This window comes from bacterium (genome assembly GCA_020444065.1).
Taxonomy (GTDB): domain Bacteria; phylum Sumerlaeota; class Sumerlaeia; order SLMS01; family JAHLLQ01; genus JAHLLQ01.
On sequence record JAHLLQ010000006.1, the window covers coordinates 211,891 to 230,675 of the forward strand.

Below are 18,785 nucleotides of genomic sequence, written 5' to 3' on the forward strand. Positions count from 1 at the left end.
GCCAACAGGGGAATTCCTGAACGAGGCATCATACTCTGCCCTTAAGAGGATTTAACATCGTGAAGAAGATGAGACACTTCACTCTGAAGCTTGCCGGGACGGCAGTGCTGGGATTGCTGCTGACGGCGTGCGAGACAACGGGAGGGACACAGTCCGCCAAGACTCTGCCAGCGGTCATCGATCGCGACCCGTCTGTCCCAATTTGGCGACCAAACCAGGTCCCTGTTCCGCTGCCGGCCGTGAACCTGACTTCCGGCGAAGTGCGGACCGTTTCGCTCGACGGCTGCGTGCCGGGACAAATCGCAACGGTGAAAGTCGATGCGGTCGAGGGAGATCAGTCGCTCGTTGTGTCGATGCTTGAGCCAACAATCTTGGAGCTTTCTGCGCCGCGCGGCACAACTGGCGATGGCGTTGTGCATCTTGAAATCGAGTCGATCGATGGTGTGGAATCCGAAGTTGGATTCCCCGTCCGCTGGTCGCCAAAGCCGGAAGTCGAATTCACCTTCCGCACGCTGACCCCTGAAGAAACGCACAACGTTTATGTGGCAGGAACGTTCAACGGCTGGAATTCAAGCGCCGATCGCCTGACCGACGAGGATGGGGACGGAACGTACACGGGAATCCTGATGATTGCCCCGGGCACGTACGCGTACAAGTACGTCGTGGACGGACACTGGATGCTGGATCCGGGGAATACAAAGGTCCTGGAAGAAGGCGGAATCAGCAACTCGCGACTCGACGTCGCCGGCAGCGGCGGCGTGGCCCAGGAGCCATTGCACATATCAGTCTTGCCGGCAAACACGCCGGGTATTGGCTCCCAGGGCGGCTTCATGGTGGATCTCGCTGCTGGGGCTCGACTGGAGCCGAGTAGCACGAACCTGTTCGTGAACAACAAGCCGGTCGAAGCATCGGGCTATCAGATCAACCCCGTGACCGGCAAGATCAGCCTTAACATCCCACCAGACTCGTGGGGCAGTCAGCAGTTTGTCTCGGTGACCGTCACGGATTCGACCGGCCGCACGGGCAGCCTCGTTGCGCCGTTCGACTTCGCCGATGCGCCTCGCTCCCCCCGCGACGAGGTAATCTATTACGCGGTCGTCGATCGTTTCATCGATGGCGATGCTTCGCTGAACGATCCAGTCAATGATCCTGACGTTGCGCCAATCGCAAACTACATGGGCGGCGACTTCGCCGGTCTGAAGAAAGCCATCAACGAAGGCTACTTCAACGATTTGGGCGCTTCGCTGATCTGGGTTTCGCCGGTCAACAAGCAGCCGGATAAGGCCTACAAAGATGCCCTTCCTCCGCATCGCAAGTTCACCGGCTATCATGGCTACTGGCCTGTCTCGAACACGGAAACAAACGAGCGCTATGGCTCGATGGCGGATCTTCGGAATGTGGTGTCCGCTGCGCACCAGCATGGCGTCGCGGTGATTCTCGACTACGTCAGCAATCACGTGCACGAAGACAATCCGATCCTGAAGGAACATCCGGATTGGATCGTTCCGCTCGAACTGCCGAACGGACAGAAGAACATCCGCCAGTTCGACGCGCATCCTTTCACGACCTGGTTCGACGAGTTCCTGCCGAGCCTGGATTATGAGCACCATCCTGAGGTCATCGACTTCATGTCCGATAACGCCGTGTGGTGGCTGGAGCAAACCGGCGCCGACGGCTTCCGTCATGACGCTGTGAAGCACGTCCCGACACCGTTCTGGCGGACTCTGACCCAGAAGCTGAAGGACAAGATCATTCACCCCGAGCACAAGGGCCTCTACCAGGTCGGGGAAACGATCTCGTCGCGCGGAACGATCAACGAGTTCATCGGTCCCGACATGCTGGATGGGCAGTTTGACTTCCCGCTGCTCTGGGTCGCACGTGATGTGCTGGCGCTGGAGTCGCAGCCGATGAGCAAACTCGAAACCGGCGTGATGGAATCCGCCCGCGACTATCCGATCTACGCCACAATGAGCCCGTTGATCGGCAATCACGATACGCCGCGCTTCATGGCGTTCGCCGACGGCGATCTGCATGGAGGCGACGACACGCTGGCGAAGGAAATGGCCTTCAACAATCCGCCCAAGGTCGATAACGCGAAGTCCTACGACAAGATCCAATTGGGCATGGCGTTTCTGATGACCATTCCGGGCGCTCCGTTGATTTATTATGGCGACGAAATCGGCATGACTGGCGCGCACGACCCTGACAACCGTCGCATGTTCATTCCGCGCGACCACTGGAATAAGAACAACAAGCGAACGTTCGATGTTGTCAGCCAGTGGGCCAAGCGCCGCGCAGAATCCGTTGCGCTGCGTCGCGGAACGTTCGAGCCGCTCTACAGCGATGACGAACGCATGGTATTTGCCCGCGTGGCGCCGGAGGAAGTCGTCGTCGTTGCTCTCTCTCGGGCACCGCTCGACAATTCTGTAACGATTCCTTTGCCGAAGGCATGGGGCGAACCGAAGACCTTCGAAATCCTCGCCCTCAATAACCTCGACGATAAGGCTGCCACTCTGCGGAACGGAACGCTCGTTCTGCGCGACGGGCAGTACAGCGCAGGAATGTGGCGTTTCACTTGGTAAGACTTGGCCGGGAAGCTGAGAACCAAGGGGCCGCGGTCGTTACGATCGCGGCCCTTTCCATTCCATGGCGAATTCGTTGTCGATGCCGGCTGACTCCAAAACCTTCATCACCATGAAGTTCACCAGATCGTCGACAGTCTGAGGATCATGATAGAATCCCGGCATGGCCGGGATGATGTGTGCGCCGGCCTCTGCCAGGGTCGTCAGATTGCGCAGGTGAATCAGCGAAAACGGCGTCTCTCTCGGCACAACGAGAAGCGGGCGCTTCTCCTTCAGAAAACAGTCCGCACATCGCGTCAGCAGATTGTCCGAGTACCCATGCGCCATCGCCGCGACGGTCTTCATCGATGCGGGCATGACGATCATGGCGTGCGCACGGAAGGTGCCGGATGCCATCGGGGCGGCGATATCCCGGTTGTTGTAAGTGCGAATCTGGGCATCGGCCTGTTCGGCGGTGATGTCCAGCCAGTCCGTCAAGGCCATGCCGGGGCCGGCCGCGCTCAGGCCCATCTCCGACTGCATTACCTTCCAGGCGCTGGAGGTCACGAGAAGGTGCACTTCCCAGCGCAGGTGAACAAGGGTCTCAACCAGCCGGGTCCCGTACACAATGCCGGAAGCCCCGGAGATGCCGACAACGATGCGTTTCATGCTTTCTCCTTCTCCGCGATGTGCAGGGCCGCGATTCCGAACGTCAACTGACGGTGGCGGACGCGCGAGAATCCTTCCGCGCGAATCCAGCGCGCCAGTTCCGGCCGGCCGGGCCACTCCAAGACCGAATCGGTGAGGTACCGATAGGCCCGGGATCCAGATACCAGGTTTCCGGCAAATGGCAGGATGTGCTTGAAATACGCCAGGTAAAGTCCTTTGAAAACAGCATTCTGCGGCGTTGTGAATTCCAGGATTGCGAGCCGTCCGCCTGGGCGAATTACTCGTCCCATCTCCCGGATGCCGGCCTTTGGATCGGCCATGTTGCGCAGCCCGAAGGCTATCGTCACGAGGTCGAAGGAGGCGTCCGCAAAGGGAAGGCACAGGCCGTCGGCCTGGACAAACGAGAGCGGTGCCTTGCGATCCGCGATCTTCAGCATTGGCATACAGAAGTCCGCGCCGATCACTTCCGCCTCCGGGTCGGCGTGCTTTCGCAACGTAATCGCCAAGTCTCCCGTCCCACACGCTAGATCCAAGACGCGCCGATCGCTGGCACGCAATGCCTTACGCGTCGTGTAGCGACGCCACGCCTGATCGATGTTCATGCTGAGAGCGTGGTTCAACAGATCGTAAGTGGGGGCAATCCGCCCGAACATCGATTGAATACGGGCGGGGTCCTTCGATGGCATCGCGAGTCCTTGGCAGTCGAATGACAGGGGCGATTCCGCCTTGCGGCGGGTGTGAAACTCCCCTAGCGTCCCTGTTCCGCAGCCGAGGTCAACAGGGACCATCGCTGCGGGCCAAACTGGTCGACAAGAAGCCAAACAGTTTTTGTGCCCACTGGGTCCAGTTTGCCGAAAGCGCCCCGTGCGCCAGCCCAGTGCCAACAAACCTCAGAATCAGGAGCCGTGAATCCGATAATGGGAGTTCCGACCGGAAATCAGCCCTCCGCGAAGGGGAAGATTCTCTTCGCTATCACAACCTTGCTATCAATTTCACTTCTCGCGCCTGCGCCGGCCCAGAAACCACCGGCCGAAGTCGCCCCCCCCGAGGAAATCACGCTCAACGTGGTGTCGAACAAAGGGAAGCGCGAATTCAAAGACTCCGAATCCGGCAGGGTCACAGATCTGGAGCAAATGCCGAAGGGCTTCTGGTCCCACGGCGTTGTGAACGATACGTACCTGAAGAACGATCTGTCGCTCTTCGTCTTCGGCCAGGTTCAAGGCGGAGGAACGGCGACGGAGGCCACCCCACGTGATGGCGGCCTTCTGGATGTGACTTCCTCTCCCGCTTCGCCGGAGAAATTCCAGCTGTTCCAGCCCAATACCGGTGGCGGCGGAAAGCTGTACCTCCAGGCGGACAGCATCGATCAGTATCCCGAGGCCAACGGCAAGGCAGTCGTCGTGGTGACCTCACACGATATCCGCTATCCTGATCTGGAAGCGCGTACAGAATATACCCTTGAGAAGGACATGCCCGGCGTACTTGTGACGACAACGCTGACGAACAATAGCGACGAGCAGATCGCCGAGTACGTCCATCCCTCCGACTATATCCGTTGGGGCGCTACGATCCCGTTCATTCCCGGCCACGGTCCGATGCCCATGGGAGGAACGACGGCCGAGGTCGAATTCATGTTCGGGCGCCAGGATGACGTCTGGGTGCTGATCGCTCCCGAAACCGGCACGATGAACATCACGCACAATACGGACTTCACGACAGTGCGGTACGGCGAATTGCTGAACATGGAACCGGGCGAGACGCGCAGCTTTCGCCGCTGGGTGCTGACGTCGACGCAAGACCCCGCGCATCTGTTCTCTTACGTGCTTCAGCGTCGCACAAACCAGGAATACGGGACATTGGTCGGCCGTGTGGTGGAACGGCAGCAGGCTCCGGACGGCGCCATGATCGACAAGGGCCCGATTCCGAACTGCAACATCCGCATTCTGCCGATCAAGCGCCCCGACTGGGATCCCACCGTCGAGCGCGATATGCGGAACAAGCCGTACCTGCTGGCTCAGACACGTGCGAATGGACAATTCGAGTGCGTGCTGCCCGTTGGCGAATACCGCGTCTATCCTGCACCCGATGCGCGCCTCGCCCCGCGGCCGAACTACGCCAGTCGCATCAAGGCAGGCGAAGTCGAAGCGATCGATTTTGGCGTATCGCCCCCAGTTCAACTCGTCTATGAGATAGTCGATGCAGATACCGGAGAGCGGATGCCCGGCAAGTTGACGTTCGAGCCGCTGCGCGGTTCCAACTCTCCCGAGTTCGGCCCTCCTGGCGACGTGCTTTCGATGAATACGGTGCTGTCTTCGCACGGTGCCGGGACTGTCGATGTGCCGCCCGGAAACTACCGCATCGTGGCTTCACATGGTCCCGAGTACCACACCACTGAAGAGCGCATGTCGTTCAATTCCATCGGCCAGGTTCAGAAGACGTTTGAACTGCGCCGCGCCTACGAGACGCCCGGCTGGATTTCTGCCGATGTCGGTGTACGTACGAACAACTCGCCGGCCTCTCGCGTTTCTCCCGAGGCCCGTGTCGTTTCGGCTGTTGCAGAGGGCGTTGAGTGGCTGGTCACCGGCGATCCCGGTCAGGCGACCGATCTCTCCCCCGCCGTCGCACGCCTGGGCGTTGGCAAGTGGCTGACGACTACTCCCGGCTATCGCCACACGGGCGAAACAGAACCGTTCCTTGGCGACTTCCTGATGTTCCCAACAACAATCTGCTCAACGGGCATGGAGCCGGATTTCTCGCTGATCCAGAATGCGGACACGAGCGAAGGCGTGATTGAAGCAATGCGCGCGCTGTGCCCCGAGGCAGCGATTCTATTGAGCCGTCCAATCTGGCCAACGATCGGCTACCTGTCGCTGCAGGGCTACTCGATGCAGGAGAGCACGAAGTTGCCCGGAGGCGATTGGACGAAGGACTTCGACGCATTCCAGATCTGGGAAGGCAAGCGTCAGCGCGCCATGCAGCCTGCTTACAATGCCTATCATCAAATGCTGCGCCGCGGAGGACGCTTGACCGCATTCGGAAACTCGAACAGCTACGGAACTTGGAATGAAGAGACCGGCTACCCGCGCGTGTACATTCGCTCGGAGACGGACGATCCGGCTGCAATCAATCCGGAGGAGTTGGCCCGCAATATCAAGCTCGGCCAGGTGACCGTCACGAACGGCCCGTTCGTGAATGTCAAAGTCAACGATCGCCCGATGGGCTCGCTGATTACGGATACCGACGGTTCGGTGGATCTGGATATCGAAGTCTACGCAGCGAACTGGGTCCAGATTTCCTCAATCAGCATCAACATCAACGGCCAGTTCGTCCGGCGCATCCTGCTGCCGTCAGGAACATTGGATACCGAAGCCGGCAAGGTCTTCCCGCCGGCGGACAAGCCTGAGGACGGACGCCTGACCGTGAAGGTGAAGGAAGATTCGATTCTGGACGTTGTCGTTCAGGGCGACTCGAATCTGCCGATGGATCCAGTGAATCCGTTCATCCTGCCGACACGAGACTCAACCGTTCCGCGCGGCCAATATGCGCTGGCCGTCAGCGCCCCCGTCCTGATCGATACGGACGGAAACGGGCAGCTCGATCCGCCTGCGCCGGATGAAGACACTGGTCCACTCTTGCCTGCCGAGGAGACCGACCCGGTCTTCTAAGACAAGTCTTATCAACATTCTCTGGTGCCCGTGGCGATTGTTTCGCCTCGGGCACCTCTCGTTTTTCACTACCGGTCCAAACCCCACGGGCCTTGACACCCCGGCCGCCAGGTCCAGGCTACAGCCACAATCGCGTGGCGATGGCGACTTCCACCTCAAGGTGATTCACTGCTTATGAGTGAGATCCTTCCCATCACGGAATGGGGAAATGAACTGACAGAAGACCTCGATATTTCCGAACCCCTCGGAATTGCGCGGATTCTGCGCCAGGTCGACGAGCAGCTTTTCACCGGGTGGCAGAGCTACGATGCCCTGCTGGACACACCGGTGATCGAGCGCGCCGCGCAGATTGCACACAACGCCGCGCTGGCAATGCGAGCTGGTGAGGACGGCGCAATCCTGATCGCCGGGGCCGGAACCAGCGGGCGGCTGGCATCGCTTGTTTGTCGTCAATTCAACCGATTGCTGCGAGCATCCCATCTGCCGGAAGTCTTTCGCCCGCTCGTCGCTGGCGGCCCGCTGGCCTTGGTGCGCGCCCAGGAAGGCGCCGAAGACGATCCAACGGCCGCAGTAGAAGATCTCCAGAAAGCCATTCCGGAAAGCAGCAAGCAGGTGCTCTACGTCGGCATCACTTGCGGATTCTCGGCGGCTTACGTAGCCGGGCAGATGGATGCGTTGAAAGCCGATTCGCGTGCAAACATTGTGCTCCTCGGATTCAATCCGATTCACCAGGCGCGAGACATGAAGGTGGAAGGTTGGGACAAGACCTTCGCAGGCGTCGTTCGTGAACTGACGAAGGAAGGCGATCGCTTCGATATTCTGAACCCGGTCTACGGACCGGAAGCAGTCATGGGTTCGACGCGCATGAAGGGCGGTAGCGCGACGAAGATGCTGCTCGAGGCGATCTTCTACACGGCTCTGGAGATGGCGGGGCACGGCGCACCGGAGGCAAAAGCTGGTAGTGCGAAGATGGACGAACCGGCTTCCGCTCGTCGCCGAATCCGCGAATTGCTGCGGCGCTATCGTTCAGCGATCCAGGCCATCTATGAGAAGACCGATGTGCTGGCCGAGATGATCAAACTGGCCGGCGCCGCACTGCGTTCCGGTGGACAAATCAGCTACATCGGACGAGACACGGCCGGCATCGTGGCAATGATCGACGCGGCAGAGTGTCCGCCGACATTCGGCGCGGGCTACGACGATCTTCGCGGTTACATCCGCAGCGGTTGGCCCGAGTTGCTGGATGAAGAGCGCGACTTGGCATCCTCCGGCTCGGGTTACGCCATCGATCACGAAACCTTCGAGAAGTCAAAGCTGCCGGATCTGGCGAAGGGCGACCTTGTGCTCGGCGTGGCGGTTGGAGAAATCGGCCCGAACACGCGACGCCTACTCGAGGAAGCCCAGAAGACCAAGGCGACTGTTGGTGTGATTACGGTTTGCACGGTGCCACCGAAATCGGGCGACCTGCCCGAAGGACTCGAGAACATCTTCATTCTCGAAGTTCCCTCGTTGGGCTTCCAGCCGGGCTTCTTCAACGAAGCGGAACTGGGTTTGAAGATTGCGCTGAACGCGATGTCGACCGGCGCGCATGTCCTGACCGGCAAGGTCTTCCACAACCAGATGATCGACTTGCGCATCTCGAATACGAAGCTTTATCTGCGCGCGATTGAGACGATTCAGACGATCACGGGCGCTGAAAAGGACGACGCGCGACGCGCGTTGCATCGAGCGATCTTCAAGACCGATAGCCTGACCACCGAGGAGGACGAGGCTCCCCCCAGCGCTATCATCAAGGCCGCGGGCGAGCGCCTACGGATCGTCCCAATGGCTATCCTCCTGGCGACAGGTCAGCAGACGTACGAGAGCGCGGGCGAACTGCTTGCGCAGGACCCGGTTGTCCGACGCGTAATCGAGAGCCAGATCGAAGAAGACAGCGAGTAGCCTCAGCGCATCAGAATCCCGGTTGGTGAAGGCTGCGGCGCGGGATTCTCGTAGATTGCCAGTAAGCCCACATGGTCGCTGACGCGCGGCTGGTAGGTATTCGCATCGGCGTTGCGATTGAACGTGCGAATAACGGATTGCGGACTCGGAGCACTCGCTACGTCGTGCGCCTTCAGGAACTGATAATCGATCCGGCTGCCCGGCGGATCGCCGATGGTTCCGTTTGTATTGCCAACGCTCGCTCCCACGTCCACGAATCCCGCTGCGAGGACGCGCTGAATCTGCGGGTCGGTTGTGCTGGCGTTGAAGTCGCCGCCGATCAGCGTTGCATCGACTCCTTCTGTCAGATCTCCATCGAGAAATTCAATCAGCTTGCGAACCTCCTCATCGCCTCCCGCGGACGGCCATGATGTGTGCGCCGTGCAGAAGCGCATGTGAACGCCTTTCACCTCCGACTCAACGGCGAGCGCATTGCGCCGCAGCGCTCCCCCACTGAGTTCGTACTCGTTCACATTTGAAAGCGGCGTGCGTGATAGAATGCCCAACCCCTCACGATAGACGTCGAAGCCGATGTGCGCCATCCGCCACTCGTAGTGCCACGTGTCGCCGGTCAGTTGCTCGAGGTGATCCTTGATAACGCCGCCGGCATTCGGACGCGAAGAGTCGGAAACGTGCTCTCCGACTTCCTGCAGGATCGCGACGTCGATGTTCATCGCATCGAATGCAAAGGCGATCTGTTCGAGTTTCAGAAGGGCGTCTTCCTCCTGGTAAGTGTGCAAGTTGAGCGATGCGATGCGAATCACGTTGTCTCCTCCCAGGTCGCGGCCACCGATTCCGAATGCTGAATTCGTTCCGGAAAAGCCATCATCCTCACCCATTGGATTGGCTGGATCGGGAATCCAGGATCCATCGACGATGTACTTATAGAAATGTGCGCCTTCGGCCAACGGCGCAGTGTCCACGGTCCAGTCTTCACCGTTCTGAACCATATCGAGCGGAGAGGTGCTCCAGTCCGTAAAATCGCCTGCAACCTTCACGGACGAAGCAGTCGCATTCTGGTAGGCGAAGTGAACCGAGTTGTCCGGCTGAACGTTGTAACCGGGTTCGGAGAGTGCAGGAACTGAAAAGGAAACCAGGAGTACGAGAGCGCACAGCCACCTGGCAATAAGACGAAAATTGGCCATCGAGCAGCCTCCCCGAAGCGCATTGCTGGAAATGATGGGGGATGCTGCCAAGGGAGGCGGGCGGTGTCACTCGGAATAGCGAGGAAAAGGCGGCGGGCCTGAGCAAACCCGCCGCCAATTGTCCTACCGGGAGAACTCGCGCCAGTCGGGAACGGCGCTGAAGTCGCTTGGCGTGATAACGTTCACACCGTTTTCCGAATCGATCACAACCAGCCGTTTGGAACCGGCACGCGCTATGCCGGCCTCGAAGGTGTTCGCGCTCGAATCGAAGGCCACTCCCTGGACGAACTGGAAGAACTGCTTCGGGAAGTCCGCGAATGGCGTCACAACTCCAGTCGCGGGATCGACAGCCACGACCTGATATGCTTCGGGGAAGAAGCTGTTAGTGCTGACGTAGAGCAGACCGGAGGCCGCGTCGAAGGTGACGTCGCTGATCGGTGCGAGCGCATCGGTAATCAGAACGGTCTCGCCCGCATCCAGCGCGTCGCCATCGGCGTTTATATCGACCGCCTTGTAGAGCGTGCCGCTGGTGAACGCGTCGTTGCTATCGCCGAAGTACACCGTGTCAGTGTTGCGATCGACAGCCACACCACTGCCGTAGTCGAGACCGGCGAAGAAGACGGATTGGCTGGTCGCGCCATCGGCGATGCGAAGGACTTCCCCATTTCCACCGCCATCAGTTGTGACGACGTAGAGGTTGCCGGCGGAGTCGAAGTCGCCCTGCGCGCCAGTGAAGTTCCCGGCCGTCGTCGCAATCGGCGTTGCGTAAAGGGCTGCTTCGGGGGAGCCGCTGATGTCGCGGAAGTCGTTGTCCACGGTGATATCCGTGAGCTCGATCACTGCGTCGCCGATCACTCCGCTCAGACCGGATGTCGTGCCGAAGTCGTTGTCGATAACCAGCGCCGTTCCGTCGGCCCGCATCGAAATCGATGGCGAGCCGAAGTGATTGTCCAGCCGATCGTTTCCATCGCTGAGATCACCTGCGCTGCTGGTCGTGCCGGTCGCGATGGGGGTCCAGGTTGCGTTGAATGGATCGCCAACGGGAGACAGTTCGAGTCGGTAGATGTCGATGTCGCGGAAATACCCCCAGCCGGTCGTGACGCTGACGAAGAATGAGTTCGGATCGTTCGGATCGGCGGAGACGGCTCCGGCCGCAGCGCCGACTGGCGTGCTGATGCTGTCGACAATGTAGCCGGTCGGTAAGCCGACGACGACAGAGCGCGAAACGTGCTCTGTCTGCTTGATTTTCGCGGCCTCCGCCTGCTGGTCGCGAATCGATTCCAGCGGCGAGGCGTTGAGTGTGGCGGCAGCGAGAATCGCCGCGCCGAGAACGGCGGTCGTGCGTGGAGTGGTTGGCATCATGTTGCCCTCCAGAGATTGGATTGGCGACAGGACACGGATGCTACGCGATGTCGATGAGTCAGAGGGAGAACTTGCCATTCGCCTCGTCTTCTCAGTCCACGGAGAAGTGCGCAAGCATGCGCCGAGGAGGGTCTTCCGGCTTCCGGATCATCCTACTTGCCGCGCCTTCCCGGGCCTTGTGGCCCAGTGGCGAACGTGCGGCGTTCGTTCCCGGTTACGGCGGCGGGTCCGCGACGGATTCTCACCGTCTTCCCGGCCTGCGAGCCTTTGCGCTCTGCGGGCCGTCTCCTCGGAGCCCGATAACCTTGTCGGGTGCGTGATGCTCCTGGGGCGCCTCGGGGTCAATCGCGATTCCGGCGATTGACGAAAAGGAAATGGGCCGCGAAGAGAAAATCTCCGCGGCCCGGCGTACTGGCTGAATTGACCGTCTCTTAGTACAGAGCCCAATCCATGACACTCGAGGGCGGTGTGAGGTCATGAGCACCCAGATCACCGAAGGAGTTGAAACCTGCGTCGGTCCATTCGATTGTTGGGTCGAAGGTGTCGCTGCTGTCTGTGTCGCCTTGATAGACATCCGAGTTGCGGATCAGTGTATGATCGGCGGTCAGACCGCCCCATCCGGTCGCGCCGGGATCGTTCCCCACTTGGCCGAATGAATCCACCACCCCCGCGCGGCGCGTCGCATTGTTGTAGAGTTCAATCGCATCGTTGCCGTTGAAGCTCAGCGCGTTATCCGTCAGGTCTGCGACGGCGAGAACCGGGGCATCGGCGCTCGGATGCGCCACAACGTACGCAATGCCGCTGTCCAGCGTTCCGGTCAGGTTAACCGTGTTCGAAACCGATGTACCCCCGTTGGCGTAGATCAGGATGCTGTAAGTGCTCAGGTCGATCGTTGTCCCCGTTCCGTTGTATATCTCGATAGCCTTGTTATAACTGGTGCCTTCAACATACTCGCTCAGAATCAGGTCCGTCGGGGTACCGGGCACGGGTGTCGGAGTTGGCGTCGGAGTGTCCGAAGGAGTCGGCGTGGGCGTATCGGTCGGCGTCGGAGTCGGCGTGTCGGTCGGAGTTGCCGTTGGTGCCGTGAACGTATGCGATCCAATATAGCTGAACGTGTCCGATGCATAGCCATCCCATTCAGTGGCGGGATCGAATGCATCGCTGCTGTCGGCGTCACCCTGCGTAATGGTCGACTTGCGCACGAGGGTGTGGTTTTCGGTCGTTACGGGCTCGGTACCCCAGAAACCGGAAGCAGGTGCCTCTCCAACGCGTCCGATCGAGTCGATGACGGTGGTACCATTCTTCACAAGTTCGATGGCATCGTCGCCATTAAAGTTAACATTGCCGCTCGTCTGGTCGGTCTCGGCCAGGATCGCTCCGTCTGCCGATGGATTCGCCATGACAAACACATCCCCAGACGCAACACTGCCCGTCAGTGAGATTGTGCTGTTCGGAGTTGCGGCGCCATTCGCGTAGATAAGCACTGAGTAACTCGTCAAATCGATTGTGCCAGCAGTAGGATTGTAGATTTCAAGAGCCTTATTGAAGCTGGTGCCCTCGATGTACTCGCTGAAGAACAGATCGCTTGCCGGGCCCGGCGTCGGTGACGGAGTGGGTGTGGGTGACGGCGTCGGCGTTGCGCCGGAGCCAAAGAGCGTTTCAACCCATTCGGGATGATCAATGAATGGGTTTCGGTTGCCCTGGATGGCGTAAACCGCATCGTTGCGCAACATCTCATTCGGGTCGGCACCCGGCAAATCGCTGTTGTGCCATTGAACTAACGTTGTCAGCTTGCCCATGTAGCCATGCAGGCCATCGTCGATCGCAACGATCAGAGCAGTATTGTCGGTCAATTCCAGGTCGGGCTCGTTTGTCGCATCGCCTTCATAGCGAACGTCCATGTAGAACAATCCGCGGGCGACATCGCCCTTCTTGCCATCCCAAACCTGCCATGTCGTGCTGCCCGACTCGTAATTGAAGAGGGCCGGATCTGTGTTGTCGACGCTCCAAGGGGTACACGAGGAGAGGCAATCGTCGTAGTACTCATTGCTTCGCGCGTTGTTATACTGTTCTACCGAAGCACGCAAGTGGTGGAGATCGGTGTAGGGTGCCCAGGAATCATGATCGAAACCAAAAGACTTCGGCCAGGTGTGTTCGCGGTTCCACAGGCTCGGATCCGCCCCTCCGGTCGCGTGGGCCGACTTGGCCAGCGTGCGATTGGCGTACACGCAAAGCACATTCGAGGAATTTCCGGGATCTTCGTCCACGGCCTCGAGGCCATCCCATACGTCAAAAGCGGTGCTGGTGTAAGGCAGCTTCGTCGTGCCGCTACTGATGATCGCGTGCAGCGTCGAACGGAGCGACGCGGCGCTGCTGGCATCGACGGTGTCGTAGTAGCCCGGGGGGGCGTCTGCCGTCGCAATCCCCGCGACAAGCAGGAGCGCGCTCGATGCCACCAGGAGGGGGCGCCGGCGCGGGAAAATCTTCGAATGTTTCTTCATCGGGATGTGGGGTCCTTTCGGAGGGGATGAACTCTCTTCAAACCGGGTCTGTTAAGGGTATGTCCCCTTCCTGGTTGAAGTTTTACTGATTTAGTTATCGCGGAGTGGGAAAGCAAGCAATCTCTCGTGAGTTCAAGACCAGAATTCTTAGTAGGAATCCCATTGCTCGACGTCTGCATAGCCGGTTGTGGCTCGTAACTCTACTGAATTCAATTCTCCGAAGACATGCCAGCCGCGCCCATCGGCGTCATCCCCTTCGACGTTCACATGGGAATCGATGATCGTGTCGAGTGAGGGCATGACAGCGGGCACGGCAAGCTGTGGATTCGGATTGATGGCGGTGAGGAACCCCCGGGGAACACCATACTTCTCGACGACCTCGAGGCGCGAATCCTCGTCCAGGGCGGCCTGGCTGTAGTCATGCTTCCCGTTCTCGATGGTTCCAAGAAGGAAGTCCCACCCGACCTCGACGTTGGGAAACTCCGGGTCGGCGGACAGCAGCCCAGGACGGACAGTCTCTACCGCGGAGCTGTAGTCGAGCAGGTGCTGGTAGTCGACAATGTCGTCATCCGTTCCGTGGAATACGAAGTAACGCGAAATCCCATTCGGATCCATGGGGACAGTCCGGAGCGTGCGCTGCGGGGATCGGAGATATCGTTCGGCAGCGCGATAGGCGAGTTCGAAGGTCGGAAGACTGCTGGATGGCTGCAACCAGACGTTGGCGGCCACCCATCCCCAAGGATCGTCTTCGCTCTCGTACCCACTGTTTTGTACTTCCGCCGATGTAGTGATGAGGGTAATGGCTGAGTTCACAAATACGCCTGCAAACAGTCCCCCATATTCACCGGATGGATCGCCCGATACTCGCGACATTGCCATCATGCAGAGGGCGATCTGCCCACCACCGGAGTTCCCGTACAGGTAAATCCGGCGCCGATCGATCTGGGGGTAAAGCGTCAACGTTTCGCCGATAGCACGGTACATATCAATGCTCTGAAACTTGCCCAAGTCGTACGGAGAATTATCCCGATACCGAGCGGACATGTAGACTACGTCGTAGGTATCTGCGAAGTGCGCCCCATTTGCGTTGGCCAAATCCAGATGCAGGGTTGGCCCAGGGCAAAGGCATCCGACTTCGACCAGCAAGCCGGTGGATTCCGTCACCCCCGCCGTAGGCTCTACGATGGCCATCGGAATGTCGGATGTGAACATCTGGTCCGGTGGATCGGCCATCGGCAGGAGCTGAGTTGTGGCCGTGGCCGCAATGACATCCGCTCGGACGCGCGGGACGATGCCGCTGAATGCGTCGGAGCAATCGGTGGCCGGAACTGGCGCTTCGGCCCAAGCGGCCGATGTGAAGCAGACAACCAACACAAGAGCGATGGTGCGGATCATTCTCCCCCCCCCAGGCGGACGAACTGAATTCGACAACCGCTTTCTCCCCGGAAGCCAAGCGGATTTCAAGGCGGAACTCGGAAGATTGACCCCAGTCCGCAGACAATTTGGACCGTGCGTCAAAATCTGGCATGATCAACGCTCCCTCACTTTCACCCTTCCGGGCGAATAGCATGTAAACCATGAGAGCGGGATCAATGAGGACAAACGAAGCGGCAGGATCAAAGACCCCTGATTGGCGAAAACTCGTAGCACCGTTTGGCGGAGCCGACACGCGGCGCAGCCTTTTTCAACTCATCACGACACTTCTTCTCTTCGCAGGCTCCTGGGCGGCGATGTACTTCAGCCTGGCGGTCAGCTATTGGCTGACACTCGCACTGGCGATTCCGACGGCGGCTCTTCTGGTGCGCCTGTTCATGATCCAGCACGACTGTGGGCACGGATCCTACTTCCGGTCCCGTCGGGCGCGCGATCTGACGGGGTTCTTCCTCGGGGTGCTGACGCTAACACCCTACAGATACTGGCAGAAGACTCACGCCTACCATCATTCGCATTCTGGAGACCTGGACTTCCGTGGCTTCGGCGATATCGACACTTACACGGTCGAGGAATACCGAGCTCTGAGCAAGTGGCGTCGCATTGCCTATCGATTCTACCGGCATCCGGCGGTCCTTTTCGGAGGCGGCGCGGCGTTCCACTTCCTCGTCAAGCACCGGTACCCATGGGACATCCCCCGTTCCTGGAAGGCCGCATGGCGCGGCGTTTGGCTGACCAACGCGGTCCTGGCCGCGCTGATCGTCGGCGTCGGAATGACGATTGGTTTCCGCGAACTGCTGATGATCCAACTGCCGATCACGCTTCTTTCCAGCGCCATCGGCGTCTGGTTATTCTATGTCCAGCATCAGTTCGAGAACACCTACTGGCACCGCCATGACGATTGGAACTACTACGAGGCCGCGATCTTCGGCAGTTCGCACCTGGTTCTTCCGAAGCCTCTGCAATGGCTGACCGCAAGCATCGGCCTGCATCACGTCCATCACCTCAGCAGCATGATCCCGAACTATCGCCTGGAGGAGTGCCTGAATGCGAATCCGGACTTCCAGAAGGCGACGCGGATCAATATGCGCGAGACATGGCGGCTGATGAAGCTGACGTTGTGGGACGAGGCGAATGAGCGGCTGATTTCGTTTCGCGAAGCCCGGCAATTACTTACTGCCGCTGCCCAATGACGATCACCGGGCAGTCGGTTGTGCTGACGATCCCGGTAACGAGTTTTCCAAACACCTGACGCGAGCGATCGACGCGGTTCAGTCCGAGGATCAGGAGATCGGACTGAGCCGCTTCGTTTACAATGACCTCTCCGGGGTCGCTCCCCCGCACAATATCGATATGGGGATCGACGCCGGATTCGTCGCGGACGAGAACCTCCCAGTTCGCGCGGAGGCGCTTGGCCTCGCGCTCAGACGCATCATCGCGAATCACAATCAAGTAGCGGACTTCCAGATTCGTCCCCGTGCGTGAATCCAACGCGGTCAACAGCCGCGCGCGCAGCGCATTGTGCACGCCACGGCCGCCAATGGGAACCAGAACGCGCTGCACATGATCCGGACGCCAGCCGATTGGTGCGCGCAGAATCGCGGCGTTGCCAGGCAAGGCGCTTACGAGCCGTTCCAGGCGTTCCCGCACTCGATCATCCCGCAGATCTGTCATGCCCATCAGCGCCAAAGCACACCGGTGCGTGTCGGCCACGCGGGCGATTTCGCTCCATGGATCGGCGGAGAAAGTCGCCAAACACTCGACTCGAACACTGGAGCCGAGCGATGCCGCCATCGAACGTCGCAGAACGGCCGACATGACTTCCAGATTCTCGTCCACCCTCTCTGGAGCGGCAGGCTTGACGATGTTCAGCAGCAGAATTCTCCCGGCCCGCGGGGACATGAACGAGGCCATTGTCGCGAGCGATCCGGCCGACGCCGGGTTTGCAATCGGCACGAGGACGAGGGGGCTCTGGCCACGAAGCTCCAGAAGATCGGGATCGGCCAGTTCGCTGGCGGCGTCGGAGACCTGGGCGCGGTGGCGAAAGATCCACTGGTAGCAGAAGAACCCGAGCACCAGCCATCCGCCGGTGATCATTCCTGCGCTGGGAACAACAGCGCCCTGGAAGATCGCCAGCGCGATGCACGCAGTCCCACCAACGGCGGGGACGTACGGCCAGATGGGAACTCGGAAGCCATCGTGATTGGGCCGGCGGCGACGCGCCAGAATGCAGATCAGGTGTGCGATGGCGAACGTGAGCAGGAAGATCAACGATGATGCGGCGCCGGCTGCCGAGACGTCTCGGATCGCCAGAAGGAGAACACATATGACCGCCGCGGTGACCAGAAGGGCCATCAGCGGCGTACCGTAGCTGACGTGAACGGCTTCCATATTGGCCGGCAGTGTTCTGTCGCGCGCCATGGCCTGGGCAATGCGCGACGCGGCAAACACGTTCGCCAACATCGCCGACCACATGGCGAGCAAACCGCTGGCCATGACGATCCAGAAACCGGTCCTGCCGAGGTAAATGCCGGCGGCTTCGGCCACGACCGTATCGGGGTTGCGTTCGGCCATCTGGCGGATCGTCTCCCCTGCCGGCGTGCCGAGCACGACAACGATCAGCAGCAGCGGCAGGTAAACGACGAGTGCCGCGCCCAACGACATCAGCATTGCCCGGGGCAGCACCCGGCGCGGTTCTTTGACCTCGCCCGCCGCCGCCGCGATCAGGTCGAAGCCTTGCAGCGCGATGAATGTGAAGCCCATCGCGCTCAGAACACCGCCCATTCCCAGCGGCAGAAAGGGAGTGAGGCGCTCGACGACCGGGGGGCGATCCTGAATCCACACGACGACGCCGCCGACGATGAGGATGCTGAAGACGATGATCTTCAGCACGTTCACCCAGTTCCCGCCGGAGCCGGGCTTCCTCGCCAAGAGACCGAATCCGAGAACGACTGAGAGAATCGCGATGACCTTCAATCCGGCCGGGGTTGTGATCCACGCCGGCGTCTCGGGATAGGCCGCGGCCAGCGATCCAATCAGGAACGAGGCGAATCCCATGGCGTAAAGCGCCGCGGCCACGATCGAGGCGAACCAGACGATCCATCCGACAACGAATGCCGCGCCGACCGAGAGAACGCGCTTGGAGAATAGATAGGTTCCGCCGGATTCGGGGAACGCCGTCGAGAGTTCGGCGAATGTCAGCGCCGTCAGCACCGCGATCACGCCGTTGAGCGCGAAAGCCACGATCGCACCGGGGCCGGCTTCGACAAAGGCCGTGCCGGCCAATGCAAGAATGCCGCCTCCAACGATCGCACCGATTCCGATGCTGGTCGCCGAGAAGAGACCGATATGTCGTTCCTGTGTGGACATGGCCAACAATTAGGACAGAAGAGGTCCGGGAAGGAAAGGGCGAAATGGGCTTTCGTGCAGTTTCGCTGCGAACCCCTTGCTTCCTCCGGTTGTGGGATGTAG

11 protein-coding genes and 1 riboswitch are annotated in these 18,785 nt (G+C 59.9%); of the genes, 4 read left to right on the forward strand and 7 right to left on the reverse strand.

Annotated features, from left to right (window positions below; all coding sequences use genetic code 11):
- The first annotated feature begins 59 nt into the window (after window positions 1–59).
- Window positions 60–2,582 (forward strand): hypothetical protein, encoded by a 2,523-nt coding sequence (locus tag KQI84_15225; protein ID MCB2156226.1) that lies wholly within the window; start codon window positions 60–62, stop codon window positions 2,580–2,582.
- A gap of 39 nt (window positions 2,583–2,621) precedes the next feature.
- Here KQI84_15225 and KQI84_15230 read toward each other — a convergent pair whose 3' ends face one another.
- The gene (locus KQI84_15230) at window positions 2,622–3,230 is read right to left on the reverse strand and encodes a UbiX family flavin prenyltransferase (GenBank protein MCB2156227.1); all 609 of its coding nucleotides are present in this window, start codon (window positions 3,228–3,230) and stop codon (window positions 2,622–2,624) included.
- Window positions 3,227–3,916, reverse strand: a complete 690-nt coding sequence (ubiE, locus tag KQI84_15235) for a bifunctional demethylmenaquinone methyltransferase/2-methoxy-6-polyprenyl-1,4-benzoquinol methylase UbiE (GenBank protein MCB2156228.1) — start codon at window positions 3,914–3,916, stop codon at window positions 3,227–3,229. Before ubiE ends, KQI84_15230 begins: the two co-directional genes overlap by 4 nt.
- A gap of 231 nt (window positions 3,917–4,147) precedes the next feature.
- Between ubiE and KQI84_15240 the strand changes: the two genes are divergently transcribed.
- Window positions 4,148–6,895, forward strand: coding sequence for a hypothetical protein (locus KQI84_15240; GenBank protein ID MCB2156229.1), 2,748 nt, complete (start codon window positions 4,148–4,150; stop codon window positions 6,893–6,895).
- 174 nt (window positions 6,896–7,069) lie between these two features.
- Entirely contained in the window at window positions 7,070–8,836 is a 1,767-nt protein-coding gene (locus KQI84_15245) for a hypothetical protein (protein MCB2156230.1), read from the forward strand.
- A 2-nt stretch (window positions 8,837–8,838) separates the two neighbouring features.
- Here KQI84_15245 and KQI84_15250 read toward each other — a convergent pair whose 3' ends face one another.
- The 4 genes from KQI84_15250 to KQI84_15265 form a co-directional block, all read right to left on the reverse strand.
- Window positions 8,839–10,020: an endonuclease/exonuclease/phosphatase family protein gene (locus KQI84_15250; protein ID MCB2156231.1), complete on the reverse strand. Its 1,182-nt coding sequence runs from the start codon at window positions 10,018–10,020 to the stop codon at window positions 8,839–8,841.
- A 123-nt stretch (window positions 10,021–10,143) separates the two neighbouring features.
- Window positions 10,144–11,382, reverse strand: a complete 1,239-nt coding sequence (locus KQI84_15255; protein ID MCB2156232.1) for a hypothetical protein — start codon at window positions 11,380–11,382, stop codon at window positions 10,144–10,146.
- Window positions 11,383–11,511: 129 nt separating this feature from the next.
- Window positions 11,512–11,636: riboswitch (cobalamin riboswitch) on the reverse strand.
- A gap of 177 nt (window positions 11,637–11,813) precedes the next feature.
- Complete coding sequence (locus KQI84_15260) at window positions 11,814–13,883, reverse strand: endonuclease (protein ID MCB2156233.1); 2,070 nt, start codon at window positions 13,881–13,883, stop codon at window positions 11,814–11,816.
- Between the two features lie 147 nt (window positions 13,884–14,030).
- Entirely contained in the window at window positions 14,031–15,278 is a 1,248-nt protein-coding gene (locus tag KQI84_15265; GenBank protein ID MCB2156234.1) for a hypothetical protein, read from the reverse strand.
- A gap of 197 nt (window positions 15,279–15,475) precedes the next feature.
- On the opposite strand from KQI84_15265, the gene KQI84_15270 reads away from it, so the two are divergent.
- The gene (locus tag KQI84_15270) at window positions 15,476–16,507 is read left to right on the forward strand and encodes a fatty acid desaturase (GenBank protein MCB2156235.1); all 1,032 of its coding nucleotides are present in this window, start codon (window positions 15,476–15,478) and stop codon (window positions 16,505–16,507) included.
- Here the strand turns inward: KQI84_15270 and KQI84_15275 are convergent.
- A complete protein-coding gene (locus KQI84_15275) occupies window positions 16,488–18,683 on the reverse strand; it encodes an amino acid permease (GenBank protein MCB2156236.1) in 2,196 nt (731 codons plus the stop codon). The two genes, KQI84_15270 and KQI84_15275, sit on opposite strands and share 20 nt — an antisense overlap.
- Between the last annotated feature and the right edge of the window lie 102 nt (window positions 18,684–18,785).

Bases quoted from the DNA above. Each gene is read 5' to 3' on its own strand.
- KQI84_15230 (MCB2156227.1), bottom strand. From the start codon at position 3,230: ATGAAACGCATCGTTGTCGGCATCTCCGGGGCTTCCGGCATTGTGTAC.
- ubiE (MCB2156228.1), bottom strand. From the start codon at position 3,916: ATGCCATCGAAGGACCCCGCCCGTATTCAATCGATGTTCGGGCGGATT.
- KQI84_15240 (MCB2156229.1), top strand. From the start codon at position 4,148: ATGGGAGTTCCGACCGGAAATCAGCCCTCCGCGAAGGGGAAGATTCTC.
- KQI84_15245 (MCB2156230.1), top strand. From the start codon at position 7,070: ATGAGTGAGATCCTTCCCATCACGGAATGGGGAAATGAACTGACAGAA.
- KQI84_15250 (MCB2156231.1), bottom strand. From the start codon at position 10,020: ATGGCCAATTTTCGTCTTATTGCCAGGTGGCTGTGCGCTCTCGTACTC.
- KQI84_15255 (MCB2156232.1), bottom strand. From the start codon at position 11,382: ATGATGCCAACCACTCCACGCACGACCGCCGTTCTCGGCGCGGCGATT.
- KQI84_15260 (MCB2156233.1), bottom strand. From the start codon at position 13,883: ATGAAGAAACATTCGAAGATTTTCCCGCGCCGGCGCCCCCTCCTGGTG.
- KQI84_15265 (MCB2156234.1), bottom strand. From the start codon at position 15,278: ATGATCCGCACCATCGCTCTTGTGTTGGTTGTCTGCTTCACATCGGCC.
- KQI84_15270 (MCB2156235.1), top strand. From the start codon at position 15,476: ATGAGGACAAACGAAGCGGCAGGATCAAAGACCCCTGATTGGCGAAAA.
- KQI84_15275 (MCB2156236.1), bottom strand. From the start codon at position 18,683: ATGTCCACACAGGAACGACATATCGGTCTCTTCTCGGCGACCAGCATC.